This window comes from Pseudomonas sp. RIT-PI-S (assembly GCF_025642975.1).
In the GTDB taxonomy this organism is placed as follows: Bacteria; Pseudomonadota; Gammaproteobacteria; order Pseudomonadales; family Pseudomonadaceae; genus Aquipseudomonas.
The window spans coordinates 88,255-115,073 of the sequence record NZ_JANZKJ010000011.1; the positions used below are offsets into that span (position 1 = coordinate 88,255).

The 26,819-nt window shown below is 63.8% G+C and carries 26 protein-coding genes; 11 read left to right on the plus strand and 15 right to left on the minus strand.

Annotation, left to right across the window (positions count from 1 at the left end):
• Window positions 1-342: 342 nt before the first annotated feature.
• Window positions 343-1,893 (plus strand): sensor domain-containing diguanylate cyclase, encoded by a 1,551-nt coding sequence (locus OGL93_RS15930; RefSeq protein WP_263263776.1) that lies wholly within the window; start codon window positions 343-345, stop codon window positions 1,891-1,893.
• On the opposite strand, the gene OGL93_RS15935 is transcribed toward OGL93_RS15930, so the two are convergent.
• Both OGL93_RS15935 and OGL93_RS15940 read right to left on the minus strand, forming a co-directional pair.
• The gene (locus tag OGL93_RS15935; RefSeq protein ID WP_263263777.1) at window positions 1,890-2,582 is read right to left on the minus strand and encodes a metallophosphoesterase; all 693 of its coding nucleotides are present in this window, start codon (window positions 2,580-2,582) and stop codon (window positions 1,890-1,892) included. The genes OGL93_RS15930 and OGL93_RS15935 overlap by 4 nt on opposite strands.
• 23 nt (window positions 2,583-2,605) lie before the next feature.
• Entirely contained in the window at window positions 2,606-3,133 is a 528-nt protein-coding gene (locus OGL93_RS15940) for a DUF4946 domain-containing protein (RefSeq protein ID WP_263263778.1), read from the minus strand.
• A 123-nt stretch (window positions 3,134-3,256) separates the two neighbouring features.
• Between OGL93_RS15940 and OGL93_RS15945 the strand changes: the two genes are divergently transcribed.
• The 4 genes from OGL93_RS15945 (at window position 3,257) to OGL93_RS15960 (ending at window position 5,414) form a co-directional block, all read left to right on the plus strand.
• The gene (locus OGL93_RS15945) at window positions 3,257-3,649 is read left to right on the plus strand and encodes a hypothetical protein (RefSeq protein ID WP_263263779.1); all 393 of its coding nucleotides are present in this window, start codon (window positions 3,257-3,259) and stop codon (window positions 3,647-3,649) included.
• A 49-nt stretch (window positions 3,650-3,698) separates the two neighbouring features.
• Complete coding sequence (locus tag OGL93_RS15950) at window positions 3,699-3,896, plus strand: hypothetical protein (protein WP_263263780.1); 198 nt, start codon at window positions 3,699-3,701, stop codon at window positions 3,894-3,896.
• Window positions 3,897-3,899: 3 nt separating this feature from the next.
• Window positions 3,900-4,214 carry a hypothetical protein gene (locus tag OGL93_RS15955; RefSeq protein WP_263263781.1) on the plus strand — a complete coding sequence of 105 codons (315 nt, stop codon included), beginning with the start codon at window positions 3,900-3,902 and terminating at the stop codon, window positions 4,212-4,214.
• Between the two features lie 72 nt (window positions 4,215-4,286).
• Window positions 4,287-5,414, plus strand: a complete 1,128-nt coding sequence (locus OGL93_RS15960) for a mechanosensitive ion channel family protein (protein ID WP_263263782.1) — start codon at window positions 4,287-4,289, stop codon at window positions 5,412-5,414.
• Window positions 5,415-5,476: 62 nt separating this feature from the next.
• On the opposite strand, the gene OGL93_RS15965 is transcribed toward OGL93_RS15960, so the two are convergent.
• Window positions 5,477-5,725, minus strand: a complete 249-nt coding sequence (locus OGL93_RS15965) for a hypothetical protein (protein ID WP_263263783.1) — start codon at window positions 5,723-5,725, stop codon at window positions 5,477-5,479.
• 260 nt (window positions 5,726-5,985) lie between these two features.
• On the opposite strand from OGL93_RS15965, the gene OGL93_RS15970 reads away from it, so the two are divergent.
• From OGL93_RS15970 to OGL93_RS15985, 4 genes are all read left to right on the plus strand, one after another.
• Window positions 5,986-7,023 (plus strand): NADP(H)-dependent aldo-keto reductase, encoded by a 1,038-nt coding sequence (locus OGL93_RS15970; RefSeq protein WP_263263784.1) that lies wholly within the window; start codon window positions 5,986-5,988, stop codon window positions 7,021-7,023.
• A gap of 125 nt (window positions 7,024-7,148) precedes the next feature.
• Window positions 7,149-9,482 (plus strand): FdhF/YdeP family oxidoreductase, encoded by a 2,334-nt coding sequence (locus OGL93_RS15975; protein ID WP_263263785.1) that lies wholly within the window; start codon window positions 7,149-7,151, stop codon window positions 9,480-9,482.
• A gap of 94 nt (window positions 9,483-9,576) precedes the next feature.
• Window positions 9,577-11,532 carry a DNA topoisomerase III gene (locus tag OGL93_RS15980; protein ID WP_263263786.1) on the plus strand — a complete coding sequence of 652 codons (1,956 nt, stop codon included), beginning with the start codon at window positions 9,577-9,579 and terminating at the stop codon, window positions 11,530-11,532.
• A 74-nt stretch (window positions 11,533-11,606) separates the two neighbouring features.
• Entirely contained in the window at window positions 11,607-12,029 is a 423-nt protein-coding gene (locus OGL93_RS15985) for a low affinity iron permease family protein (RefSeq protein ID WP_263263787.1), read from the plus strand.
• A gap of 70 nt (window positions 12,030-12,099) precedes the next feature.
• On the opposite strand, the gene OGL93_RS15990 is transcribed toward OGL93_RS15985, so the two are convergent.
• Window positions 12,100-12,324, minus strand: coding sequence for a DUF6021 family protein (locus OGL93_RS15990; protein ID WP_263263852.1), 225 nt, complete (start codon window positions 12,322-12,324; stop codon window positions 12,100-12,102).
• Window positions 12,325-12,481: 157 nt separating this feature from the next.
• On the minus strand, window positions 12,482-16,654 hold the full coding sequence (locus OGL93_RS15995; protein ID WP_263263788.1) for a PAS domain S-box protein: 4,173 nt from the start codon (window positions 16,652-16,654) through the stop codon (window positions 12,482-12,484).
• A gap of 395 nt (window positions 16,655-17,049) precedes the next feature.
• Between OGL93_RS15995 and OGL93_RS16000 the strand changes: the two genes are divergently transcribed.
• Both OGL93_RS16000 and OGL93_RS16005 read left to right on the plus strand, forming a co-directional pair.
• Window positions 17,050-17,259 (plus strand): hypothetical protein, encoded by a 210-nt coding sequence (locus tag OGL93_RS16000; RefSeq protein WP_263263789.1) that lies wholly within the window; start codon window positions 17,050-17,052, stop codon window positions 17,257-17,259.
• 107 nt (window positions 17,260-17,366) lie between these two features.
• Complete coding sequence (locus tag OGL93_RS16005) at window positions 17,367-17,945, plus strand: plasmid pRiA4b ORF-3 family protein (RefSeq protein WP_263263790.1); 579 nt, start codon at window positions 17,367-17,369, stop codon at window positions 17,943-17,945.
• 4 nt (window positions 17,946-17,949) lie between these two features.
• On the opposite strand, the gene OGL93_RS16010 is transcribed toward OGL93_RS16005, so the two are convergent.
• The 10 genes from OGL93_RS16010 to OGL93_RS16055 form a co-directional block, all read right to left on the minus strand.
• The gene (locus tag OGL93_RS16010) at window positions 17,950-18,420 is read right to left on the minus strand and encodes a DNA methylase (protein ID WP_263263791.1); all 471 of its coding nucleotides are present in this window, start codon (window positions 18,418-18,420) and stop codon (window positions 17,950-17,952) included.
• A complete protein-coding gene (gene treA / locus OGL93_RS16015; RefSeq protein ID WP_263263792.1) occupies window positions 18,417-20,066 on the minus strand; it encodes an alpha,alpha-trehalase TreA in 1,650 nt (549 codons plus the stop codon). Before treA ends, OGL93_RS16010 begins: the two co-directional genes overlap by 4 nt.
• A gap of 136 nt (window positions 20,067-20,202) precedes the next feature.
• Window positions 20,203-20,628: a MarR family transcriptional regulator gene (locus OGL93_RS16020; protein ID WP_263263793.1), complete on the minus strand. Its 426-nt coding sequence runs from the start codon at window positions 20,626-20,628 to the stop codon at window positions 20,203-20,205.
• Window positions 20,625-21,485, minus strand: a complete 861-nt coding sequence (locus OGL93_RS16025) for an alpha/beta fold hydrolase (RefSeq protein ID WP_263263794.1) — start codon at window positions 21,483-21,485, stop codon at window positions 20,625-20,627. The genes OGL93_RS16020 and OGL93_RS16025 overlap by 4 nt, the downstream gene beginning before the upstream one ends.
• Window positions 21,486-21,568: 83 nt before the next feature.
• Window positions 21,569-22,642: a polyamine ABC transporter substrate-binding protein gene (locus OGL93_RS16030; protein WP_263263795.1), complete on the minus strand. Its 1,074-nt coding sequence runs from the start codon at window positions 22,640-22,642 to the stop codon at window positions 21,569-21,571.
• A 43-nt stretch (window positions 22,643-22,685) separates the two neighbouring features.
• A complete protein-coding gene (locus OGL93_RS16035; protein WP_263263796.1) occupies window positions 22,686-23,027 on the minus strand; it encodes a cupin domain-containing protein in 342 nt (113 codons plus the stop codon).
• Window positions 23,028-23,037: 10 nt separating this feature from the next.
• Window positions 23,038-24,444 carry an FAD-dependent oxidoreductase gene (locus tag OGL93_RS16040; protein WP_263263797.1) on the minus strand — a complete coding sequence of 469 codons (1,407 nt, stop codon included), beginning with the start codon at window positions 24,442-24,444 and terminating at the stop codon, window positions 23,038-23,040.
• A 57-nt stretch (window positions 24,445-24,501) separates the two neighbouring features.
• On the minus strand, window positions 24,502-25,278 hold the full coding sequence (locus tag OGL93_RS16045; protein WP_263263798.1) for a nuclear transport factor 2 family protein: 777 nt from the start codon (window positions 25,276-25,278) through the stop codon (window positions 24,502-24,504).
• Between the two features lie 159 nt (window positions 25,279-25,437).
• The gene (locus tag OGL93_RS16050; protein WP_263263799.1) at window positions 25,438-25,725 is read right to left on the minus strand and encodes a hypothetical protein; all 288 of its coding nucleotides are present in this window, start codon (window positions 25,723-25,725) and stop codon (window positions 25,438-25,440) included.
• Window positions 25,726-25,820: 95 nt separating this feature from the next.
• Window positions 25,821-26,768: a sel1 repeat family protein gene (locus tag OGL93_RS16055; protein WP_263263800.1), complete on the minus strand. Its 948-nt coding sequence runs from the start codon at window positions 26,766-26,768 to the stop codon at window positions 25,821-25,823.
• Window positions 26,769-26,819: the final 51 nt, after the last annotated feature.

A 26,819-nucleotide genomic window follows, 5' to 3' on the forward strand; every position in this document is an offset into this window, starting at 1 on the left:
TCCGTTGAAATGAGTCTGGTTGGTGATTCAGAAGCTGCCCGCACCATCGCCAATGCCTGCGCGAACTTCTGAAACACCACGCTAGCTTTGAGAGTGCTGCCAGCGGCGAACGTTGCATCGGCGCTAACTCGGCCGCTGCGCCTAGGGGCGCGAACCCCTAGGGCTGCAGGCCGAGGGCGGCAATGGCAGGGAAAACGCGCCCTATGGTTGCAGTGGGCAGGCGCGACGGTCATCATTCGCAGCGACGGCCACCGCCGCGCCCGCTGTAAGCACCGCCTTCGGCGCCGCTTGGCGGCGATCCTGGTGGCCCGCCTTGACCCCGTATTTGCACAGCGAGCGCGCATGTCCGATAGCCGCCCCCCTCTTCCCGCCGCCCGCAAGAGCCCGGTCACGGTCGCGCTCATCCTGATCGTTATCGTGGTGCTGTCGCTGGTAGGCCTGGATATCTGGCAAAGCTGGACCTCTCGCAACCAGGCGCTGGTCGCTGCCCAGGCCAATGCCTCGAACCTGGCGCGGTCCCTGGCCGAGCATGCTGGCAACACCATCGAGGAAGCCGACACGGTCCTGATCGGCATGGTCGAACGGGTTCAGGTCGACGGCACCGCCGGCGACGAACAGCGGCAACGCCTGCACCGGCTGATGAAACGCCTGACCGGCTCGCTGGAACAGCTCCAGGGGTTGTTCATCTATGACCGCGACGGCCGCTGGCTGGTCAGTTCCAACGACATCAACCCGCCGAACGCCAACAACGCCGACCGCGATTACTTCATATATCACCGCACCCATGCCGACCCAGCCGCTCACCTCGGCGGGGTGATCCGCAGCCGCTCCAGCGGCGATCTGATCATCACCCTGTCCAGGCGCATCAACGACAGCGAGGGCCGCTTCGCCGGGGTTGCCCTGGCGACCCTCAAGGTGGACTACTTCAAGCGCTTCTACGAAGCCTACGCCCTTGACCCCGACGGCGTGATCAACCTGGCGCTGGCCGACGGCACCGTGCTGGTCCGCCGGCCCTATGACGAAAAACTGATTGGCACCAGCATCGCCAAGGGCGTGATCTTTTCCCAGCTGTTGCCTAACGCCAGCGCCGGCACCCAGATGCTGACCTCGGTGGTCGATGGTGTGGAGCGCCTGTACGGCTACCGGGCGATCACCAACTACCCCGTGGTGGTGCTGGCGGCGGAGTCCAAGAACTACCTGCTGGCCAACTGGCGAGCCAACCTGGTGCGCACGGCCTTGGTGATCTGCCTGTTGCTCAGCGCCACCGGCATCTTCGGCTCCATGCTGATCCGGCAGATCCGCCAAACCTCGCAAACCGAGGCTGAGCTGCGTGACGCCCATGCCGCGCTTGAACAGATGGCCATGCAGGACAGCCTCACCGGCCTTGCCAACCGTCGGCACCTGGACCAGGCCCTGCCGAGGGAAATCAGCCGGGCCCGACGCAACGGCCGGCCGCTCGGGCTGATCATGCTGGATATCGACCACTTCAAGGCCTACAACGACATTTACGGCCACCCCGCCGGCGACGCCTGCATCCGTGACGTGGCCCAGGCCGTTACCGCCAGCGTGGGCCGCGCAGGGGACCTGGTGGCGCGCTATGGCGGCGAAGAGTTGCTGGTGTTGTTGCCCGAGTGCGAGCTGCCAGGAGCCATCCGGGTAGCGGAGCGCATCGTGGAAGCCGTGCGCGCCTTGAACATCCCGCATTCCGGTAGCCCATACGGGATAGTGACCCTGAGTGCCGGGGCCCACGTCTGGTTCGACCGTGAGCTGCCGCCGCGACCACAAACGTTGGTAGAGGCTGCGGATGCGGCACTGTATAGCGCCAAGGCGGGGGGCCGTAACCAGGTGTATCCGCTAGCCGCGCCCTTGCCCGCGGCCTCCAGCCAGGACTAAGCCGGCACCACCTTCAACTGGCCCAGCTCGAGCAGGCTGAAATACCCCTCGCTCCAGCCGGCGGTGTCGATGTGCCAAACATTGCCCAGGCGCCGCGGCCGCCGCAGCGGCGTGTGGCCGACCACCACCGCGCGCACGTCACGCACCTCGCTTTCATCGCGCTGCTTGAGGCGCGCGCGCGACCACTGGAAGGCTTCTTCGAGTTCGATGGCATACGGCAAGGCGCCGGTGAGGTACTCGCGCAGGGTCGTCCAGCTGGAAAACGGGCAATGGGCGTGCACCAGGCCCACCAGGCCTTGGGCGGTTTCGATTTCAAGTGCGATGGGCAGTTGTGAAAAGCGGTCGGCGTAAAGCATCTGCTCGGCCGGGCTGCTTTCCATAAACCAGGTGCCGCCGCTGCTGCGGTAGTCGTGCGGGTCGAGCTGGGGGTCCCCGTCCACGTACTGCCGGGTCAATACCTCGTGGTTACCCTGGACCGCGTGGAACCAGGGCTGCTCTAGCCATTCCAGCGCCCGCGGGCTTTCCGGCCCCCGGTCGACCAGATCGCCGACGCTGAAAAGCCGGTCACGCGCCGGATCGAACCGCGCCCGGTCCAGGGTCGCTTCCAGCCGGGTGAAATGCCCGTGAATGTCCCCCACGGCATAATCACGGCCATCAGGGTTGGGCCCAAAGTGTTCGAATCGCGCCATGGCGTGCTCCTGTACCGGCCCGGTCAATGTTCTGCGTCGAGTACCAGCGAGCTACGGATTTCCAGCACGGTGCCCTCATTGGCCTGATAACCGTCCGGCGTGCCAGCGTAGGACAGCGCCCACGCCTTGCTCGGCCCGGCGGCCGCCACGAGGGTCTGGGTAATCACATGCCCGCCGTTGAGGGTAATGGTGCAGGTCGTTTCTGCCGCGGGCACCTCGTTGAGCGTACTGGGTTTGACGCGGGTGCAGGCGCTTTGATAGCCGCCCCGGGAAAAATTCTGTTGTACCGCCTTACGCATCTCCAACACCACCCCCGCGACGTTCACCACATGCCCAGCCTCCACCGGGCTCTGGCTCAGCTCAACCACCATCGCTGGTTCGCCCCGGGCGTCGAGTTTTACCGCGCGCTGGCGGCTGACCTCGCTGCCGGGCTCTACCGGGATCGGTTCGACCTGCCAACCCTGCGGCCAGGCGATGGTGCTATCGCCCGCCAGCGCCTGCGCCGCACCGCCGAAGATAGAGACCATCAGCACAACGAAGCGGTTCTGCATGAGCCCTTCCCGTTTGCCAAAAACATACAGTCTCGCAGCCGGGCCGCGCTTCGTACAGGGCACTAGACTAGACAGGCCTGACCCCCTCTCGTAGGGTTAGGCTCCTTGTCGTGGAGATTGTCGATGTCCGAACTGCCCAAACCCGGTGCATTGCTGTTCGCCAAAGACCTGGAACGCATGGCTGCATTCTACGAGCAGGTCGCGGGGCTGACGGTCAAGGTGCACGCCGAGGGGCGCATCGTACTCGAGTCTGCCCATTACCTGTTGGTGCTGCACGCCCTGCCGCAGATCGTGGCGGACAACCTGGTGATCTCCTCCCCGCCACTGCGCCGTACCGATGTGCCGGTCAAGCTGATTTTCCCGGTGGCGTCCCTGGCAGTGGTGCAAACATTGAGCCCTATGCTCGGCGGCGGTGTCGAAAGCGAAGAGGCCCAGTGGGTGGGGCCGGGTTTCCGCGCCTGCGAGGGGTACGACCCCGAAGGCAATCTGTTGCAGTGGCGGGAACCTTTGGCCTGAGATCCCTCTCCCTCGGATACCCCTGCAACTGGCAAAGGAGTCCGCAGCCATGAACCCCAACACCGACGGCACTGAAGAGCAAGGCCCAAGCCGCGTTCCGTTCGTGAACGATCCCGCCAAGCCGGCGAATGCCAAGGTCCTCAACGATCCTGGCAACGAAGACCCTGGCTGGGGCCTGGATGAAGCTCGGGTGCCCCTGATCCCTGAAACGGCCCCTGAAACCTCCTCTGAAACCGGCAAAGACTGATCCATGGCGTACATCGACTGGATTCAGTGGCCAGCCATGCTCGCCACGGTGGTCGCCGCATGGCTGATCGGTTCGCAGCGCCCCCGGCGACGCATGGCAGGCTTTTGGCTGTTTCTGGTCAGTAACCTGCTGTGGGTCATCTGGGGCCTTTCAAGCCACGCCTGGGCGCTGATCGTGCTGCAGGTGTGCCTGTGCATCATGAATTTCCGCGGCCTGAAAAAGAATGCGAGCGCAGCAGCAAGCGCAGCAGCGAGCGCCGTAGCGAGCGCAGCGGCAACCACAGGCACGCTTTCTTCGGTGGAGGCTGGCACCCGCTAAATAGACACCTCGGGGGAACCGCGACGGTCAGCCTGGGTCGGTATCCAGTGATATGCGAACCGAGGCCGACCGATGGAACTTATTCCCGCAACCTGGCTGGACCGCATTCCCCTCCCCTGGCTTGGCACCCTGATCGCCGCCGCCGCGGCCGTCACCTTTACGCTGTTGCTACGCTGGCTGGGGCATATCGTGCTGCGGCGGGTCGCACGGCGGATGGTGCTGGCCCAGCAGCTGATCACCAAGGCGCAGCGCCCCACCTTGTGGCTGATGCCGCTGCTGGCGTTGCAGTCGGTTTGGACGTCCGCTCCAGACGACCTGCCGCTGATCAACACCGTACGCCACGTCAACGGCCTGTTCGTGGTGGTGGCCTTTACCTGGCTGGGCTTGCGCTGCGTGGCGGCGGTGGCCGACACCATTGCGATCCGCAACCCGCTGGACATCGAAGACAACCTGACCGCACGGCGCATCCAGACCCAGGTGCGGGTATTGGTGCGCTGCCTGAACGTGGTAGTCATCCTCTTTGGCAGCGGCCTGATCCTGATGAGCTTCCCGGCGGTGCGCCAGGTCGGCACCAGCCTGCTCGCCTCCGCCGGGCTCGCTGGCCTGGCGGCAGGTTTTGCCGCCAAGCCGGTGCTGGGCAACCTGATTGCAGGCTTGCAGATCGCTATCTCCCAGCCCATTCGCCTCGACGACGTGGTGATCGTGGAAGGCGAATGGGGGCGTATCGAGGAAATCACCGGCAGCTACGTGGTGGTGAAAATCTGGGACGAGCGCCGACTGGTCGTCCCCCTCACCTACTTTATCGAAAAGCCCTTCCAGAACTGGACCCGCAGCGCCTCGAGCCTGATCGGCTCGGTGTTCCTCTGGGTGGACTACTCGTTGCCGCTGGACGTGTTGCGCGATCAGGTGAAATTGATCTGTGAGGAGATCCCGCACCTGTGGGATGGGCGCGTATGCGTGCTGCAAGTGACCGACACCAGCGAAAAATCCATGCAGCTGCGCATTCTCCTGAGTTCGCTGGATTCGTCCAGGAACTGGGATGCCCGCTGCCATATGCGCGAGCGGCTGATTACCTTCATCAACCATGAGTTTCCACAGTGCCTGCCGCAAGTGCGCGCCGAACTGCAGACGAAGACAGTCCGCCCCGATGCGCATCAGCCCGTCAAGACTGAGGAAATCGAGCGTCAACCACCGGTGTGAGAGTTATTTTTATTGAAGGGGCCCGCGAGGCGGACGGTGCAGCGGCATGGCTCAGGCCGCGATCAGAGCGCCTGATCGTTCGCAGCCATCGACTCGATCACTACGGTTTTCTGAGCGTCGGTCAAGCGGTCCCAGTAGTGGGTTTTGACGTAGAAGCCCAAGCCGCCTGCGATGTAAAGGCACAGCACGAGGATGGTCAGCACGGCCAAAGGCGAGGAACCCGCTTCGGCGTCCTCCTGGGCAGGGGACAGGAAAATGTCCTGGATGCGTTTGAAGAAATGAGTCAAGTAGAGCAAGACTTGGCGCCCCATGGTAATCGTTCGAACCTCTTTTGAATGACGCAGACGTGAAGTGGCTCAGCCGACGCGCGACCGCTGGTTGCGGCTGAAGGACGCAATAGCGAGAATGGGCCGAGGCGGTTGTATGATAACCGAACGTAAACTCACCAAATAGTTAGCCTGCTAGGCATTACGACGAACAGTGTGCGGCAATCCGCCTCATCCTCTTCGCTCGGCGCCGCGCCTGGCCATTCACTTCCGGGCCCCGGGCCCACTTTCACATGGGAGCTTCCATGCAATTTCGCGTATTGGGCAAAACCGAGCTCAAGGTCAGCGCCATCGCGCTCGGCACCATGACTTGGGGCGAGCAGAACACCCAGGCCGAAGCCTTCGAGCAGATCCGCCTGGCCAAGGATGCAGGGGTGAACTTCCTCGACACCGCAGAGATGTACCCGGTGCCTCCTCGCGGCGAGACCTACACCAAGACCGAACAGATCATCGGCAATTACTTTCGTGAGCACGGCGACCGCGGGGATTGGGTGCTGGCCAGCAAGGTCGCCGGGCCGGGCCGCATGGACCACATCCGCGATGGCGACCCGCGGCTGGATCGCAAGAACATCACCGCCGCGCTGGACGCTTCGTTGCAGCGCCTGAACACCGACTACCTGGACCTGTACCAGCTGCATTGGCCGGACCGGAAAACCAACTTCTTCGGCGTGCTCAATTACCAGCACGATGCCGAGGACCAGTTCACCCCCATCGAAGACACCCTCGAAGTGCTCGATGAGCTGGTCAAGGCAGGCAAGATCCGCCATATCGGCCTGTCCAACGAAACCCCTTGGGGCACCCAGCAGTTCCTGCACTTGGCGCAAACCCGTGGTTGGCCGCGGGCGGTGTCCATCCAGAACCCTTACAACCTGCTCAACCGCACCTTTGAAATCGGCCTGGCGGAGATTGCCCTGCGCGAAAGCATCGGCTTGCTCGCTTACTCGCCCCTGGCGTTCGGTGTGCTGTCGGGGAAATACCTGGGCGGTGCCCGCCCCGAGAAGGGCCGGCTGACGCTGTTCGAGCGCTTCCAACGCTACAACAACCCGCAAGCCGAGGCCGCGGCCCAGGCCTACGTCAAGCTTGCCCAGGCGCACGGGCTGGACCCTGCCCAGATGGCGCTGCAGTTCGTCACCGAACAACCCTTCGTGACCAGCAACATCATCGGTGCTACCACGCTGGCGCAGCTGCTCAGCAACCTGGGCAGTATCGAGGTCAAGCTCAGCGACGAGGTTCGTGCCGGCATCGAAGCGATTCACACCCAGCAGCCCAACCCCGCGCCGTAAGCGTTGCGCCTGGGCCTTATGGGCCGGGTACGCCCGGGGGCCTGTGCACCGGCCCGCGGGCCGACCGAACCTTCGCCCGCTTCGTCACGTCGTAACAAAATATGACTGCGATGAAGGCTAACCCCATGCACCCCCACGCCCGCTTCAAACCCTACACTCACGCAGCGGGCGGTTGGGGGTCGGCGCGTTCCGTGGCCTCCATCCTGTGGCGCGAAAAAGCCCTGGGCAAGGGCGCAGCGGCCCTGCTCAAGCAGAACAAGCCTGATGGCTTCGCCTGTGTCAGCTGCGCCTGGGCCAAGCCCGGCCACCCTCACCCCCTCGAGTTTTGTGAGAACGGCGCCAAGGCCACCGCGTGGGAACTGACCTCACTGCGGGCCGACCCGGCTTTCTTCAGCAAGCACACACTGGCCGAGCTGCGTACCTGGCCCGACTATGACCTGGAGCAGCGCGGCCGGATTACCCATCCGCTGCGCTACGACGCCACTAGCGATACCTACCAACCCGTGCCTTGGGCCCAGGCCTTCGCCGCGATCGGCAGCCGGCTCAAGGCGCTGCCGGTTGAGAGCGTGGTGTTCTACGCCTCCGGCCGGGCCTCGCTGGAGGCCTCGTTCATGTACCAGCTGCTGGCACGGGCGTATGGCAACAACCACCTGCCCGACAGTAGCAACATGTGCCACGAAAGCACCTCGGTCGGCTTGCAGGAAAGCATCGGCGTGCCGGTAGGCACCGTCACCCTGGCTGACTTCGAGCATACCGACCTGTTTCTGTTCTTCGGCCAGAACGTGGGCAGCAATAGCCCGCGCATGCTCCATCAGTTGCAGGACGCCCGTAAGCGCAACGCCCAGATCATCACCTTCAACCCCTTGCGCGAGCGTGGGCTGGAGCGTTTCGTCAATCCGCAGAACCCCATTGAGATGCTCGGCCCTGAGTCCACCCAGGTCAGCACTCAGTACCATCAGGTTGCGATCGGTGGCGACCTGGCGGCCATGGCGGGCATGATCAAGGCGCTGTTCGCCCTCGATGCAGAGGCGTTGGCCGTAGGAGAACCCGGCGTTCTCGACCGCGCGTTCATCGCCGAACACACCACCGGCTTCGATGCCCTGGTGGCCCAAATCAACGGTTATCGCTGGGAGGAACTGGAGCGCCGCGCAGGGCTGAGCCGTAGCGCGCTGGAAGCGGCGGCCAAGGTCTACGCCCAGAGCGAGCGGGTAATGGGTGTGTATGGCATGGGTTTGACCCAGCACCGGCATGGCGTGGCAAACGTACAGATGTTGGTGAACCTGCTGCTGTTGCGCGGCAACATCGGCAAGCCGGGGGCTGGTGTGTGCCCGGTGCGCGGCCATTCCAACGTGCAGGGGCAGCGCACCGTGGGCATTACCGAAGACCCGAAAAAGGTCCCCGGCGAAAAAATCGCCGAGGTGCTGGGTATCAACGTTCCGAAGAAAAAGGGCTTTTGCACCGTCGAGGCGTGCGAAGGCCTGCTCGATGGCCGGGTGAAAGGCTTTGTCAGCCTGGGCGGCAACTTCATCCGCGCGGTGCCCGATACCTCACGCATGGAGCCTGCCTGGCAGCAGCTCTCGCTCAACGTGCAGATCGCCACCAAGCTCAACCGCAGCCACTTGTTGCCGGGCGCGGATGCCTGGCTGCTGCCGTGCCTGGGGCGGATTGAAATCGACCGCCAAGAGGGCGTGGAACAGCAGTGGGCCACGGAGGACAGCACCGGTTGCATCCACGGCTGGCATGGCCAGGCGGAGCCGGCAAGCGAGCAGCTGCTTTCGGAGCCGGCGATCATCGCCGGGATCGCCGAAGCCACCCTGGCGCCTAATCCGAAGCTGGACTGGGCCGCCTGGCGCCGCGACTACCGCCAGGTACGCCAAGCCATTGCCGCCGTATATGCCGAAACCTTCCACGACATGGAAACGCGCATGGCCGAGCCGGGCGGTTTCCATCGCCCGCTCCCGGCAGCCCAACGACAATGGAAAACCGAAAGCGGCAAGGCCCAGTTCACCTTGATGCCCACCCTCGACACCGATGAAGACGTGAGCACCGGCATGCCGCGCCGCGATGTGCTGCAGCTGATGACATTGCGCAGCAACGACCAATTCAATACGACCATCTACGGGTACGACGACCGCTTCCGTGGCGTCAAAGGCACTCGCAAGGTGCTGCTGATGAACACCAGCGATATTACCCGCCTGGGCTTCGTGCCCGGCGACTGGGTCAAGGTATCGACCGCCGTGGAAACCGAAGTGGCGCGCACGGTGGGGCCGCTGCAAGTCTTGCCCTATGACATCCCTGTGGGTTGCTGCGGCGGTTATTACCCTGAATGCAACCCGCTGGTGCCGGTGTGGCATTACGCCGAAAAGAGCAAGGTGCCGGCAGCCAAGTCGATTCCGGTCACGCTGATGCGCGCGGCCATGGAAGCCGGCGCTGTGCCTATCGAACTCAAGCGCGGCTAGGGCCAGGTTCAGCACTGTATAAACATACACATAAAGCCTTGCATCCTGCGCCCAGCCCGGCCATCCTTGTCGGGTCTGGCAATAGGTGACTGTGATGCGGCTGTTCCTCTGTGAAAAACCTTCCCAGGCGCGGGATATCGCCAAGGTGCTCGGCGCGCGTGGCAAGGGCGACGGGTGCCTGGTCGGGGCTGGCATCACCGTCAGCTGGTGCATCGGGCACTTGCTCGAAACCGCCCCTCCAGATGCCTACGACCCTCGCTACAAGCAATGGTCCCTGGAGCACCTGCCGATTGTGCCGGAACAGTGGCGCATGCAGGTCAAGCCCAAGACCGCCAGCCAGTTCAAGGCCGTCAAACGCCTGCTGGGGCAAGCCTCCGAGGTAGTGATCGCCACGGACGCGGACCGCGAAGGGGAAATGATCGCCCGGGAGCTGCTCGACCATTGCCGTTATCGGGGCCCGATTCAGCGGCTATGGCTATCTGCGTTGGACGAGGCCTCCATTCGCAAGGCACTGGCCGCGCTGCGCCCCGGCGAGGCGACCTTCAGCCTTTACCATTGCGCGCTGGGCCGCGCCCGGGCGGACTGGCTGATCGGCATGAACCTTAGCCGCCTCTTCACCCTGCTGGGCCGTCGTTCCGGCTATCAAGGGGTGCTGCCCGTCGGCCGGGTGCAAACCCCGACCCTGCGCCTGGTAGTGGACCGCGATCGCAGCATCGCGGCCTTCGAGCCTGTGCCCTGGTGGGGCATCGATGTGCGCCTGAACGCCGCTGGCCAGGCGTCGAACGAGCCGCCGTTCGTTGCCCAATGGCAAGCCCCGAAGGCTGCCTGCGACGACGAGGGGCGCTGCTTGCAGCAGCCATTGGCGGTGGCCGCCGCAGAGAAGATGGCCAAGGCACACAGCGCGCGGGTCATCACGGTGCGCACCGAGCGCGTGAAGGAAAGCGCACCGCTGCCCTTCGACCTGGGTACCTTGCAGCTACTGTGCTCGAAAAAGCTCGGCCTTGGTGCACAGGAGACACTCGACATCGCCCAGGCACTCTATGAAACCTACAAGGCCATTACCTACCCGCGCAGCGACTGCGGTTACCTGCCCCTCAGCCAGCACGGGGAGGCGGCAGCGATACTGGCGGCCCTCAAGCGCGCCGACGACAGCCTGGTGCCCCTGTTCGCTCATCTCAACCCCAGCCTGCGCTCCCGCGCCTGGAACGATGCCAAGGTTTCGGCCCACCATGGGATCATTCCCACGGCAGCCTCGCTCAACCTGGACCGGCTGCCCGCCAAGCACAAAGCGGTATATGGGCTGATCCGCGCCCGTTACCTGGCGCAATTTCTACCGGACCACGCCTACGACCGAACCCGCGTGACGTTCGACTGCGCAGGCGAGACTCTCCAGGCCGTGGGCAAGCAGGTGCTCGAGCCGGGCTGGAAGCGCGCCCTGCCCGAGGCGCTTTCCCAGTTGCCCGGGCGCGAGCCTCCTCAACCCCTGCCGCCGCTCGCGGCCGACGATGCCTGCCCGGTGCGCGAGGTGCAGTTGAAGAACAACTGGACCCAGCCGCCAAAACCCTTCACCGAGGGCGACCTGATCAGCGCCATGAAGAATGTCGCCCGGTTGGTCGAAGACCCAAAGCTCAAGCAAAAACTCAAGGAAACCACGGGCATCGGCACCGAAGCCACGCGCGCGGGGATCATCCAGGGGCTACTCGACCGCGGTTACCTGCACAAGGTTGGCAAGGCGCTGAACGCTTCGGCCGCCGGCTGCAGCCTGGTAGACGCCGTGCCACGGGCGATTACCGACCCCGGCACCACGGCGATCTGGGAACAGGCGCTAGACATGGTGCAGAGCGGCGAAATGACCCTGGACGATTTTCTCGCCCGGCAGTCAGCCTGGATGGGCAAGCTGGTGGAGCGATGCCGCGGGTTGAACGTCGTGATCGCAGGGCAAGCACCGGCCCCGACCTGGCGCAAGAAACGCAAAACAGGGGGTAAGCGCGGAACCAGTAGCGGCAAGGCGGTTAAACGCCCGGCCAGCCTGCGCCGCAAGGCTGAATGAAATATCATCCAGGGCCTGAGCCTTTTCAATTGCGGCGCGGTCTTTTACCTGAGGAAACAATTAGGTAACCCGCAATGAATTTTTCCAGCTTTTCCCAGGCCATTTCCAAAAAAGCCGGTAGCCCCAAGGCGTTCGCTACCGCGATCATCCTTATCGCCGTCTGGGCCTGCACTGGCCCCTGGTTCCATTACGACGACACTTGGCAGCTGATCATCAACACTTCGACCACCATCATCACCTTCCTGATGGTGTTCGTGATCCAGAACACGCAAAACCGCGATAACGACGTATTGCACATCAAGATCGACGAGCTGCTGCGTGCCACCAAGGAAGCACGCATGGCAGTGGTGAACCTGGACGACCTTGACGCCCACGAGCTCAAGACTATTCGCAAGCAATACAAGAGCATGGGCCAAGGGGAAAAGGTGGAGCTCCTGCAAGAAGAGACCACCCTGACTGCCAAGGACGATGCACCGGACGCCCCTGACCGCCAGTAGGCGCTGACGCTAGCTGGCAAAACCCGCGGCCGCTTGGGCTCGTGGGTTTCGCTCGCCTCTACGGAACTCGCTACCCACGGCCGCCCTGCTGGCCCTTGTCGCCATAGGGCGGATAGGCGTCGCCTTTCGCGCGCTTGTCGGTGCTACCTGCCGGCCCGTTAGGGACTTTGGCGGGCCCGATGGGGTCCACCTGAGGGTCGGCCAGGTCTGGGGAGTCCGGGTCGAAGCCAAGGTCATTGCCGTCGGTGCGCCCACCAGCCGCGCCCTGGCGTTGAGTGCCCGGTGCCGGGGTCAGGTCCGGTTCGATGCGATCAGGGGCCAAGCCTTGATCCTGACGTTGTGGATCTTTGCCTTCGATAGCCATGGTCGTCTCTCTTTTGCTGGGGTTAGCCATTGGAAGGCATACGCAACCGATGGTGCCCCCAGCGAGACGAATGGCGTGGTTGGCACAGCTACTCCAGCCGCGCCTGCATTTGCGCTTCACTGGCCTCGAGCAGCGTCGCCAGCTCATGGGCGAAAGCCCCCGTGGCCACGCCTTCGACGGTTTCCAGGTCGCCTCTTTCCAGACTGGCCTCCAGCTTGCCAGCTCGCTGCGACAAGGCCTTGGCGCCGATATTGGCGGCGCTGCCCTTGATCGCGTGGAAAATCGCCCGGGCGGCAGCTCGGTCCCCGCTGCGTGCCAGCTCCTCGAGCCGCTTAAGCAGCTCACGCGTGTCGGTGGCGAAGATCCCCAGCACGTTACGCAGCAGGTCCAGATCGCCGCCGAAGCGGCCTGTCACTGTGGTCCACGCTTCGAGCAGGCCGCTGTCAGCCTCTATGGCCACAGCCGGCGCAGGGGCGACGCGGGTGCGCCCCACCCATTCATTGAGGCATTTGACCAGGCCGGCCAGGTCCACTGGTTTGCTGATGTGATCGTCCATGCCAACGGCCAGGCAACTCTGGCGATCCTCACTGGACGCGTTGGCGGTCATGGCAATGATCGGCAGGGCTTTGAAGCGAGGGTCCTGGCGGATGCGCCGGGTGGCTTCCAGGCCATCCATTTCCGGCATTTGCACGTCCATCAGCACCGCGTCATAGGTATTGGGCGCGTCGGCCAATGCCGCCAGGGCCTCGAAACCATTGCCGGCGAGGGTGACATTGGCGCCTTCGAGGTGCAGCAGCCCACTGGCCACTTGCCGATTGACCGCGTTGTCTTCCACCACCAGCACATGAAGCCCGGCCAGGCGCTTGGGCTGGCGCTCCGGCGGTGGGGGGTTAGGCACCATTGGCCGCCCTTCCACTACACCCAGCACGCAATCGCGCAACTGCCGTGGCGTCACTGGCTTGCTCAGGGTGGTGGCGAACAGCCCTTTATGCAGGGCGGGTTCAAGCAGCGAAAGCTGGTCGGCATAGGCGGTGACCATGACCATGTGCGGCACCTGGTCCTTGGGCAGCTCGCTGTGGATCATCCGCGCGGTAGCCACGCCATCCACCTCTGGCATGCGCCAATCCATCAGCACCAGGTCATAGGGCGCTGCGGTGCCGGCAACGCGGCGTATACGCTCCAGCGCATCCTGGCCAGAGAGCGCATGCTGCGCGGTCCAGCCCAGGGCGTGCACGGTCCGCGAAAGCACATCGGCGCTGGTCGGGTTGTCGTCCACCACCAGCAACCGCAGCGGCAGGCGTCGGCCGGGCAGTGGCTGCGGTACGTCGCCGCCGTCCTCAACCTTGAGCGGCACGTCGAACCAGAAGCGGCTGCCGACGCCCACTTCGCTCTCGAGCTTCAACTCTCCCCCCATGAGGGCGACCAGCCGGTTGCTGATCACCAGGCCCAGGCCAGTGCCGCCGAAGCGTCGGGATGTGGACGTTTCGGCCTGGCTGAAGCCTTCGAAGATGCGTTCCCGTTGCTCGGCGCTGATACCGATGCCGCTGTCGGCGACGCTGAACCTGAGGATGACGTGGCCGTCCTCACGGCGCTCCACCGTCAGGCGGATGACCACTTCGCCGCTCAAGGTAAATTTCAAAGCGTTGCCTACCAGGTTCACCAACACCTGCTTGAGGCGCAGCGCATCGCCCACCAGCATCGACGGCACTGCGGGGTCGATGTCGAACACCGCCTCCACCTCGCGGGTGCCCTGGTTGCCAGCGATGATCACCGCCAGTTCGGTAAGCAGCTCGTCCAGCTCGAAGGCATGGCTGTCCAGCTTGAGCTTGCCGGCCTCGATCTTGGAGTAGTCGAGAATGTCGTTGAGCAGCTCGAGCAATGACCGCGCCGCCTGCCGCGCCTTGGCCACGTAGTCACGCTGCGCGGCGTCCAGGGACGTACGCTGCACCAGTTGCAGCATGCCCAGCACGGCGTTGAGAGGCGTACGGATCTCGTGGCTCATGTTGGCCAGGAAGGCGGACTTCGCCGCACTGGCCTCGTCCGCACTGGCCTTGGCTTGGCGCAGGGTGGCTTCAATTTCGTGCTGCAAGGTAATGTCGCGGTTGATGCCGGTGACGCGTACCGGCTTGCCGTCGGGGTCGAGTTCGGCACGGGCGCTGGCCTGGATATAGCGGATCTCGCCGCTGGGTAGGCGCGCGCGGAAGACCAGCGAGTAGGGCTGTTCATCATCGAGCAGGGTATTCATGGCCTGATCGAAGCGGCCCAGGTCATCCCGATAGAGGCAGCGCAGCCAGTCTTCGTAGTGCAGCGTGCGCTCGGCTGAGTTGGGCGGCATGCCGTACATCTCGAACATGCGGGTGTTCCAGCTCAGCGAGCGGTCGGCGAGGTTCAGCGTCCAGATGCCTAGCTCGGCGGCATCGGCGGCCAACAGCAGGTGATCCCGCGCCGCGAGCAGCTCGTTGCGCTGCTTGATCTCGCTGGTGATGTCGGTCACCACGCACACGAACACCCGAGCTTCGGCCGCATGCTTGAGCCCCACCGATACCCGCGCCGGGAACACACTGCCATCCTTGCGCAGCCCTTGGATTTCCTGGCTCCGCGAGGACGGCGTGGCCTTCTCGAGGGTACGCGCGACGAAGCGCTCGTAGGCCGACCAGTGGCTTTGCGGAATCAACCGGGTCACGTGCTGGCCGATGATCTCACCCGCCTCATAGCCAAATACCCGGCTGCTGGCCGGGTTGAACGAAAGCACGGTCCCCACTTCATTGATGCTCAGTACCGGGTCCACCACCGTATCGAGGATCGCCTGGGTGGTGGCCTGGCTGTCGTGCACCTGCTCCTTGAGCTCTTCGTTCTGCACCTGGATGCGTGCGGTCTGCGCCTTTTGCAGGGTAATGTCGCGCGCGGTCACCGAGGCACCGACCACCTGCCCGTTCGGCCCGTGCACGGGCGAAGGGGTAATGGACACCTGCATCTGGTGGCCAACCTTATGGATCCGCACCGTTTCATAATGGGTGACGGGGTCGCCCCGGGAGATGCGGGCCAGCATGATGTTCTCTTCTTCAGCCCGGTCGGCGGGCACGATCAACCGAGTAATCGGCCGGCCGATGGCCTCCTCGGCGGTGAAGCCGAACAGCTGCTCGGCACCGCGGTTCCAGCTGCTGATGACGCCGTCGAGGGTTTTCCCGATGATTGCGTCGGAGGCGCTCTCGACGATGGCGCCCAGCTCCATCCGCGCATAGGCGATCTCCCGCCGCTGCGCCCGGCTGACCGCGATGGCGCCCGTGAGGCCCGCTAGCATCAAGCTTGCGAGAATGCCTCCAAGCCAAAAGTACGCTGGGGGAATAATGCCCTGCCGTGCGATGAAAGCCGGGGTAACGCTGAATTCAAAACACCACTGCCGGCCAAAGATGTCTCGCTGGAACCGATGCGGGTATAGCCCGGCGAGCCGGCTTTGATCCAAGTGGTTATTGAAGAAGGTGACAGGTAGCCCACCGGAATCGGAGAGGTCCGAGAGCTGTACCTGCAGCTGATCGTCGAGGCGCAGGCCCTGCAGCACTTCAGACATCACCAGCGGCGCATAGCTGAAGCCGATGAGGTCGCTGCGACGCTCTTCGAGGGTTGTCGGCGTTTTCGAGCCGCCATAAACCGGCATCAACATCAGGAAGGACTGTTGGGGCTTGGATTGTTCCTGCATCAGCGTGATCGGCGCCGTCAGCCGGACCTCACCGGTGTCGACCGCCTCCTGAGCGGCCTTGCGCCGGTTCGGCTCCGAAGCGATGTCAAAGCCCAAGGCACTGCGGTTGCCGCGGGTTGGCTCGAGGTACTGGATGACCCAGCGATCGCCGTTGTGGGGCCCCAGGCTGTTGATCTTGAAGTCTGCGCCGGCGTCCGCCCGCGCCTTGGCCAGGAACGCCGCCTCGCTCTCGACCGGCACCCGGCGGATGTAGCCGAAGCCACGGGCGCCGGGAAATTCCACGCCAATGTCACGCGACTCGCTATAGCGGTGGAACAGATCGAGCGATAGCGAGTCGCCGGCCGTCAGCACAGCGCCGCGCACCCCGCGCAAACCGTATTGATAGAGCTGCACGCGGTTGAATACGGCGTCGACCGTGTCCTGTACCACGTCGTCTACCGCTTGGCTCACCCGAATTTCGTTGGCCCGGGCGATCAGCCAGGCACAGGTGGCGGAGAGGATCAGCCCGACCACCAAGGTGACCAAAGCGGTCGGATAGAAACTGGAACGTGTCCGTGTGGTCATCGTGCCTCTTCCCTGTGGGCCCCTTCAAACTGCCTGCCCGTTGTGTTCAGGATAGCCTCCGACAGCACAAATGCCCTTGTAGAGAAGGTAGTGACCGCGCCGTGCGCCAAAAGCTGCACGCTGGCGACCGTTCACAGGTTGGGCATGACGACGCGCCCTAACGTTCCACGCCTTTGAGCCAGCCTGCGCTCCGCCGATCGGGCGGATTTGCAAAGCCAAGATTGGGACACTAAAAAATCGTCGCTTGGCTTAATGTGAACAATAATCGGGCGCGAGCTTAGAGCTGGTTCACATATCCTGCAACATTTTCGCCGGTGCGCTGAACCGAGATGGCCTGCGCATGGTCCCCTGCGTGACGCGCCAACAAGGCGCGGTATTTCGCCTGGAGTTTCGCGATGCCTTTGCCCGCCCTGTTCCTCAACGCCGTATTCTGCACCAGTGAAGCTCATACCACCTGCATGCCGGCTCAGTTCGTCTGGGCCGCAGAGACGTTTATCCGGGAAGACAAGCGGGTCGAGCAATGCCAGGAAAAGGCCGCCCAACTCAACGGCAAGCGCACCGACCTCTCTGTGCTCTATCGCTGCGACGCCACCAAGGGCGCATGATCACCCGCACAGCGAGCCCGCAGGCCGGCGAAATATAGTGTAATAAGTGCGCGGGGCTTTGGCCGATGGGCCGCCCGCGCCTATTGACTGCTGCCCTAGGACCTTCGATGGCCACAGCCCCTACCCGTTTCGTGCTGTATGTGCAGCTCGAACCTCTGCAACTGAACCCGCCAGTATGGCGGCGCATGGTAGTCAGTGGCGACGCGACCCTGCGCAAGTTGCACCACTTCATCCAGGCCGCCATGGGCTGGTCCAGTAAGCACCTGTACGAATTCGACCTCAACGAACAGCGCTATGGCCCACCGGACCGGGAATTTCCAGACCCGCGGCTGTGCGACGACCGCAAGTTCAAACTCAGCCGTGTGCTGAACGTGGGAGATCGCCTGCGCTACACCTACGATTTTGGCGACAGCTGGCAACACGTGATCGCAGTCGAAGCCCAAGAGCCGGACCAAAGCACCGGGAGTTGGTGTGAGGTGCTTGGAGGGGAACGTGCCTGCCCGCCGGAAGATTGCGGCGGCGTGGCCATGTATCAGGACATGCTCGCGCTGCTCAAGCGCACGCCTAACGACGAAGAAGCGCAGGCCTTTGTGCAATGGGCAGGGGAAGGGTTCGATCCGGAGACCTTCGACCCCCGTGCCGCCAGCGCCGCGACTCAAAGGATCTGCAACAACTTCTGGGGCTGAGGCCTCATGGTGAGGGCGGAAACAGCACGGGGCCGGCCTCGCGCATGAAGATCTCCAGGGTTTTCGGCCCTACCCCCTTCAAGGCCAGCAGGCGCGCCTCAAACGCGGATCGCCCAGCGCTGCCCGCCGCCAACGTGCCAAGGCTGCCGGCGCAGGTTGCCTCGAGCACACCGCACACTTCGAGCAAACGGCTGGCAGTGGACTCGTCGTAGCGGCTGTAGCGGCCCTCATTGAGCATCGCCACCAACCGCGACCGAGGGCACTGCCCCAGCTTGCGCACGCTGTTGAAGCCGTACTTGCAAAAGATTACCTCCCAGGTCGCGGCGGCGATGCCCTGGGAGATTCGCTTGCCAAACAGGTAGCTGGCCAAAAACCAGCCGAACAGGGCCTCGTCGCCGTCGGTTTGCAGGTCCAGCCCGAGGTCCCTGGCGCAGGCGGGCTGTCGCTCGCCAGCGCCAGAGCTTGCTTGGCTCATTGAGCGCTATCTGCTTTGGGCTGCTGCGCCGGGCCATACAGGCGCAGCAGGGCCATGGTCACGCCGTTGGTCCAGCCGAAGCCGTCCTGCAAGGCATATTCGCCACCGCCCCCGCCCTTCCCGCCTTCGATGTCGTACTTCTCCACCAGCTTGTTTTCCCGGTCGTACAGCCCCTGCACCTGGGCCAGGAAGCGGCGGCCGATGGTCTCGGCCAGGGCCGGTTGGCCATAGGCACGCAAGCCTTCCACCGCGATCAGCTGCAACGGCGCCCAGCCGTTGGGCTCATCCCATTGCTGGCCATTGTGGATCGTCGTGGTGGCCAGGCCACCCGGGCGGATCAACCATTGGTTGACGCTTGCAGCGGTCTGCTCGGCGTTGGCTTGGCTGGCCAGGCCGGTGTACAGCGGGTAGAGGCTGGCGGCCGTGATGTTGTCGCTGAGCGCCTGTTTCTTCCAATCGTAATCGGCATAGAACCCGGCGGGGTTCCACAGGTGTTTCTCCACGGCGCTTTGCCGCGCTTGCGCCCACTGCGTGTAACGCTGGCTGCAGGCCGCCTGCCCACCCTGCTGGCAGGCTTTGGCGATGGTCTGTTCAAGGTGGAACAGCAGGCTGTTCAGGTCTGCCGGAACGATGGCTGTGGTGCGGATGCTGGCCATGGTCTTGCCGTCGCCCAGCCAGCGCGACGAATAGTCCCAGCCGCTTTCGGCGCCGGCACGCAGGTCACGGTATACCTCGGCCGCTGGACGGTCCGGCGCCTCGGCCGCCGTGGCGCGGTCTTCGGCCCAGGATTCCTGGCGCGGCGTGTCGTTGGCATCCCAGTAACGGTTGAGCACGGTGCCGTCGGCCAGCTTGACCACATGCTCGGTCGCTTCGCCTGGCTTGAGGGTTTGCGCGCCTTCCATCCAGTAGGCGTATTCCTTCTGCAACTGCGGCAGATAGCGCTGGTAGGCCGACTCCCCTTCCAGGCGGGCCAGCAGGTCGACCATGTAGGCGAAGAACGGCGGCTGCGAGCGGCTTAGGTAATACGTCCGGTTGCCGTTGGGGATATGCCCATAGGTATCGATCAGGTAGGCGAAGTTGTCCACCATATCGCGCACCTGGGCGGTACGGCCGCTTTCGGCCAGGCCCAGCATGGTGAAGTACGAATCCCAGTAATACATCTCTCGGAAGCGCCCACCCGGGACCACGAACGGCCGCGGCAAGGGCAAGAGGCTGCTATAGGCCGGCACCTGTTGGTAATGGCGGCTGAGCACTGGCCACAGATCATTGATATGGGTGGGCAGGTCGGCGCCAGGCTTGGGCGGCTGCACATCCGCGGTGCCAGACTCCTCGAAATTCGCCGTAACGAACGCCTTGAGGTCAAAACCGGGCCGGTCCTTCTGGCTCAGGTAGGCCGCGCGGATGTTCGCCGGTGCCTGCCGGGGCAGCGCATCGACGAAGTGCTTCTGATCGGTGAACAGCCCGCTTTGCTGCACCGCTAGGAACAGCTCTGGGTAGGCCTGATCCGGCGGCACTTCCCGGCCGGCGGACACCTCCTGCCAGGACCACTGTGGGCCTTGCACTTGTTGCGCCGGGCTAGCGCAGCCATAGATCGTCGCTAGGGTGATGGAAACTGCCAACGTGGTGGCGCGGGGAAATGACGACATGAATACTCCTTGCAAGCGTCTGGGGCACCCATGGGTCGACCGGCCATCTCGCGGCGGGTTCGGTTAATGTGCAGGAAAGAAACTTCAGGGAGGCCCTGTTCGGGGCGTGCCCGCTCCGAGAAAAACTCACCATCCCTTAGAACCGCTTCGCCATCGCCTCCAACCAGCGCGATACAACGCCCATTTCCTCGTCACTGAAGCCTTCGGTAAGGCCATCGTTGAGCGTTGCCAGTTCAGTCATGGCCTTGCTGGCCGTTTCGCGGCCGGCGGCGGTCAGCCATAGCCGGTTGATGCGCTTGTCCTGGGCGTCCGCCTGGCGCATGACCAGCCCGGCCTTGATCAAGCGGTCCGCCAGGCCGGTCATGGCCGAAGGCGCAATGTCCAGGGCGGCGGCCAGGTCGCCGCTGAGGGCGCCGTCCTGGCGAGCCATGGCGAAGAGCGCGCCGGCCTGTACGGCGCTGATCTTCAGTTGGGCCTCGGCGCGGCGCTCGATCTGCCGCTGGATGCGACGCTGTGCCACGTTGAGCAGAAAAATATAGCGGCGGTCGTGGGTCCCGCTCATGGGCTCACCGCCAGCTGGCGCTGCAACCACTGGGCCACCCCAGGCCACAACGTGGCGGCATGACGCTCGCGAAAGAAGCCCATATGCCCGATGGCCTGGCCCTGGCTGTGCGCGGGGCTCAATTGCCGCCGCTCTACCTGGCAGCCGGTCAACTGCTGGCTGATCAGGTCGATGGCGGCGGGCGGCGCCCAGGGGTCATCGTCCAGGCCGATGGCCAACACCGGCATGCGCGGCCGGCTGAAGCGAGCGGCCGCGTTCATGCTCGGGTCGTCGAAGAAGTAGCGCGGCAAGGAGGTCCATCGGCACCATTCCAGCATCACCTGGGCTGGTAGGTCTTCGCCGATGCCCAGCCTTTTGCCCGGCACATAACCGAGCAGCCGCGCGCACAGCGGCCCGATGACCTTGAGCAAGGCAGCGACCCTTAGGCGTTCCGCTAGCGGCGTGATAAAGCGCAGGCAACCTGCCTGCGAGGCGATGAGCACCGCGCCTTGCAGCTGCTGGCTGCTGGCACATAAGCCGATGGCGTGGCCGCCGAAGCTGTGCCCGATGGCGAAGCGCGGCAGGTCCGGATACTGCGCCGCTACCCAGCCGGTCACGGCTTCCACGTCCTGATCAGCCCAGGTGCTGAAACCCGCCAACACTTGCCTGGCCGTTAGGCCAACGCCGCGGTAGTTGTAGGTCAAGGCATGAAAGCCCTGCTCGCTCAAATAACGCGCAAAGGCGAAATACATGCGCTCGGTGACACCCGTGGCGGGGTGAAGGATCACCACCGCGGCGGCTGCCTGGGCACTGGGGTGCAGGGTGCCTTGCAACTCAAGGCCGTCGGCGCAAGCGATGGAAACCGGGACAGTAGTCATGGGCGCATCCGTAATTATTTCGCGTGTGAAGTAATTACTTAACACGCGAAATAATTTCTTGCAATCTCCTGCCGCGTTGGCGGCTACCCGCCGTTCTTGACTGCACTCCAGATCCGGGTGCGCATACGGTCGACCGGCTGCGGCATCGCCTGGAGCACGAACAGCTTCTGCATCACGCTTTGCGGCGGGTACACCATCGGGTTGTCGTGAATGTTCGCGTTCACCAAGGGTTCGGCGGCGGCGTTGCCGTTGGCGTATTGCACGTGGTTGCTGATGTCGGCCATCACCTTCGGCTCGAGCAGGTAATTCATGAAGGCGTAGCCGGCGGCTTCATCTGGCGCATCGGCCGGCATCGCGACCATGTCGAACCACATGGGCGAGCCTTCCTTGGGGATGACGTAGGCGATCTTCTGCCCGTTACCGGCCTCTTGCGCGCGTGAAGCCGCCTGCATCACGTCGCCGGAGAAACCTACCGCCACGCAAATGTCCCCGTTGGCCAGGTCGCCCGTGTACTTGGAGCTGTGGAAGTAGCGCACGTAGGGGCGGACCTTCATCAGCAGCGCCTGGGCCTTGTCGTAATCGGCCTTGTTCTGGCTGTGGTGAGGCAGGCCCAGGTAGTTCAGGGCGATGGGCAGGATCTCCGGGCCGTTGTCCAGGAACGCCACCCCGCACTGCGCCAGCTTCTGCATGTTTTCTGGCTTGAACACCAGGTCCCAGGAATCCACCGGCACATCGCCGAGTACGGCCTTGACCTTGTCCAGGTTGTAACCGATCCCGGTGCTGCCCCACAGGTAAGGGAAGCCATAGCGGTTGCCCGGGTCGTTGGCTTCCAGCGCCTTCATCAACGTAGGGTTGAGGTTTTTCCAGTTCGGCAGGCGGCTGCGGTCCAGTGGCTTGAGCGCGCCCGCGGTGATCTGGTGCGCCATGAAGTGGTTGGACGGGAACACCACGTCATAGCCGGAGTGCCCTGCCATGAGCTTGGCGTCGAGCATCTCGTTGCTGTCGTAGAGGTCGTATTGGGTGGGGTGGCCGGTGCTGGCGGTGAATTGCTGGAGGGTATCTGGGGCGATATAGCTGCTCCAGTTGTAGATTTTCACGATGTCCGCTGCCTGGGCGGTAGCACTGGCCAACAACAGGGGGGCGATCAGCTTCAACATGCAAATACCTCAACCTTTGTTTTAAGCGTTATGGAAGGGGCAGTCAGAAAATCAATACGTAGCTCTTGCGAACGGTCTCTTGTACGTCCCAGATGCCCGTTGTGTTCGCGGGGAACATCAACGCGTCGCCGGCCTGGATCTCGATGGGCTCACCGTCATCGGGGGTGAAGGTGCAACGCCCTTGGATGAAGTGGCAAAACTCTTGCTGCACGATCTGGCGGCGCCAGCGGCCGGGGCTGCATTCCCACACCCCGGCTTCCACGCCGTCGTCGCGTTCCACGCCACGGCTGGCGACCTTGGCCACGGGCTCGCCGATCGGCACGGCCACGGGGCTGGCCTCGCCTAGCGCCAACTGGGCGGTGTTACGAAAATGTTCGATGTTCATGCGCGGCTCCTCAGTGCATCAGGCTTTCCATGGCGGCGGCCAGGCCTTCGGCCATCTGCCGGCGCCACTTTGGGGTGTGTGGGCTGGCCAGCAGCCGGTCTTCGAGCACGAAGCTGCGGATGATCGCGTTGTAGCCCAGCCAGCGCAGCGGCTCGGGCTCCCAGCGCGGCAGTGAAGTGACGGCCCGCTCCTTGAGCACCCACGGCTGGCGAGTGAGCAGGCTGTCGCGCCCAAGGATCAACTCGGCCAGGGTGCGCCCACCGAGGTTGCTGGCGCCCACGCCCTCACCGCCATAACCGCCCGACAGCGCCACCTGCTGGCGGCGATCGACCAACATATGTGGATGAAAGCGCCGGGCGACGCCTAGGTTGCCGCCCCAGGCATGGGTCAGGCGAGCGTTGCGCAACACGGGGAAGAGGTCGCCGAACAGGCGCTTGCGCAGCTCCCGCTCGTCCGCGCTGAGGTTGAAGTCTTGCCGCAAGCGGCCGCCAAACCGATAGCCACCACGAGCGCCGAACACTAGGCGGTCGTCGGCACTGCGCTGGCCGTAGGTGACCTGGCGGCTGTTCTCACTGAAGGCCTGGCCGCGGCTCAGGCCGATCCGCGCCCATAGGTCCGCCGGCAGCGGCTCGGTGGCAACGATCAGGCTCTGCGCCGCCAACTGGTGCTTGCCCAAGGGCGGCAGCTCGCTGGAATAACCTTCCACCGCCGGCACGACCCAACTGGCCCGAACCCGCCCGTGCGCCGTGGTCAGCTCACCGGGCTGCCAGCGCAGCACCGGGCTCTGCTCGAAGATTCGCACGCCCAGTTTTTCCACGGCGCGGGCGAGGCCACGGGCGAGCTTGGCGGGCTGCACAGTCGCGCAGTGCGGCGAGTACAGCGCGCCATAGGCGTTGGCAACGGTCAGTTGCTCGCACAAGGCATCGCGGCCCAGCCAGCGGTAGTCCGCCTCACCCAGGCCTAGGCGGCGGTAGGCGTCCAATTGCTCGCGCAGGCGGCGCTCTTGCTCGGGGTAGCGTGCAGCACAGTAGAGCACCCCACCCTTGCGCAGGTCGCAGTCGATGCCTTCCTGCCGGCATACGCTGGCGACTTCGTCAGGGATGCCATGCAGCAGTTCGAAGCCTTCTGCGCGCTGGGCCGCGGGCAGCTTGCCCAGCAGCCGATCTTCACCCAGCAGGTTGCCCATCAACCAGCCGCCGTTGCGGCCGGAGGCACCAAAGCCTGCGATTTGCGCTTCAACGATGACAACGTTGAGGTCGGGCGCCTGGCGCTTGAGGTAGTAGGCGGTCCACAAGCCGGTGTAGCCAGCGCCGATGATCGCTACGTCCGCCTGGAGGTCTTGAGCCAGCGCGGCTCGCGGTTGCAGCGGCTCCTGCAACTGGTCCATCCATAAACTCACTCCGCGCCACCCAGCCATGCCACACCCCGCTTGTTGATTCGGCGAGGAGTGTAAGCAGCGCACCGGCGCGCTGTCTTATCTGCGGGTACGCGTGTAATGCGCCTGTAGCCAAGCCTTGGGCGTGCACCCGGTGTGTGCGCGGAAAGTCTTGTAAAACGCGGAAATCGAGTTGAACCCAGCACTCGCGGCCAGGGCATCCACGGGGGCCGCCTCGCCCTCCTCGGCCAGCCGGCCCAACAGGTAGCGCACGCGCGCCTGGTTCACATAGCGATAGAAGCTCTGCCCTAGCACTTGGTTGAGCAGGTAGGAAATCTGGTTGCGGCTGTAGCCAGTGGCAGCGGCCACGGCTTGCAGGTCCAGATCAGGGTCGAGAAAGGGCCGCTGCCGCTGGAAATAGTCGTCCAGGTCTCGCGCCATGTAGCTCAGTTGTCGCGCCGATAACCCCAGCTTGCTGATCGCCGGCGCACGGCTGGTGCTCGCCGCCGGGGCCTCGCGCACCAGCGAGGCGTACTCGTTGATGCGCCAGATCAACCCATCCCGCACGGTGATCGCTTCGCTGGACCGAAACACCACCCGCTGCCCACCACCCTGCAGGGCCGTCTGGTATTGGATAAAGGCCGTGCTGCCGTCGATCCGAATACGGTCGGTGTGCTCCAGGTACTCCTCTGGATGCCGAGGCAAGGTGCTGGCCACATACTCACGCAACTCCGCCAGGCCCATGGTGCGGTTCTGGAAGAAGTCGTTGTACTGCACGTCCGGGTGGTAAAGGGCAAGGATGGCTTCCAGGTCGCGGTGCTTCCAGGCCAGGTGATAACGCAGAACGGTTTCGTGGGTATGGGAAGTGCTGGGCATGGGCGCGCGGCGTTAGCGGGTGGAAGCCTAAGGGTACGTGGCCGGAGGCAAACATTGGAAGGCAGGCCAGGATCGCCAGCGTCAGAACTGCGCGGCAACCGCGGCAACCGCGGCACCCGGGCGGCCCTTCGTGGGGCCGATTCCGGGCACCAAGTGCGGCTACGGCTGGCGCAGCCGCTGCTTGTATTGCCTGATGTCCTCGACGGTTACGTCATCTCGATAACACTTGGGCGAGAAACCGCCCGGCCTGCTGTAAGCACTGCGGCGGCCACACGAGCTGCCATTGCGCGCCTGGTTATAGGGGCAAGGGCAGGCGCCGGAATACGATGCGATGGACTCGGCGATGATGCGACTGGCGATTTCATCGTCAGAAGGCTGAGATGGCTTGGCTTGCGCCACTGAAAGCGCCGACAGCAGCACACAAGCAACGACGCCTGAAACACGCATGGGCAGCTCCATGGATAGGAAGTGGCACCGTGCCACGTATCTTTTCGTCGTTATAGTTGATGATCTCACCGGCTGCCACTATCGGGTGATCATCCTTACTTAAGTTCACGGCCGCGTCGGGCGGCATTCGCTGTGGTGGACTTGGGTAGAACAACCTTCGTAGCGACTTTTACCGTGTTCTGGCCTTCAGCCAAGATAGGGTCTGCGGGAAATCGAAAGCTGTTTAGCTGCTGCAGTACCATCCGATCGAAAACAGCCTTGCCTGAGCTTTCAAGGATTGAAACTTGCGGAACCAGTGAACCTACAGTGTATTCCAGCTGCACATTGACCCATGGGGCATCCGGTGCAGTCTTGAGTTCTTCCGGCAATGCGGGGTACATCATGGAAAGATGATGCCTCAAGCCGGTCGATACACCCCGCACCCATAGGGCGTTATAGCGCTTCGCTTGCTCGGCGGAGAGTGCCAGGCCTCCCATGCGCAGCCGTTGTATACCACTCAATGCTTCCAGGGTGTCTTCTGGCTGCTGTAGGTAATCTGCTGGCTGCTGTAGGTAAAGGGAGAGCGCCCCTTGCGGGTTTTTCGGGCCGCCTTTGCCTTGCTCCATCAGGCTGGCCAGGCGCAAAGGGGCCTGGGTTTCGCCGGCTACCTTGCTCGCCTGCTCGTAGTAACGTCGGGCGGCTACATAGTCGACGGGCTCGCCAATGCCTTCCTCGGCCATCCGCCCCAGCTGACTATAGAAGGCAGGGGCCAGAGCCGCGGCGTCTTGATACAGGGCTTTAGCCTTGGGGTAATCCTGGGGCAGGCCCCTACCATTTTCGTAGAGGAGGCCCAATACCGCCTTACATGCGGCGTTGGGCATTTGCGCGGCTGCTTGAATCTGCGTCACAGCCTCTGGAGTAATGGGGTCCTGGCGAAAGTAGACGTAACAGGTCATGGTCCGCGCCAAGTCTTCATCGAAGGAAGTGGGTCTTGGCGCAAGGTCAAAGAAGCCTTGGCAACCCGTGAGGAAAAGGGCTACCGCAGGTATAAGGGTGCGTTTCAAAATAATCATCCAAGAGGCACAGATAGGCTGTGCACGTTGATAAACACGGTC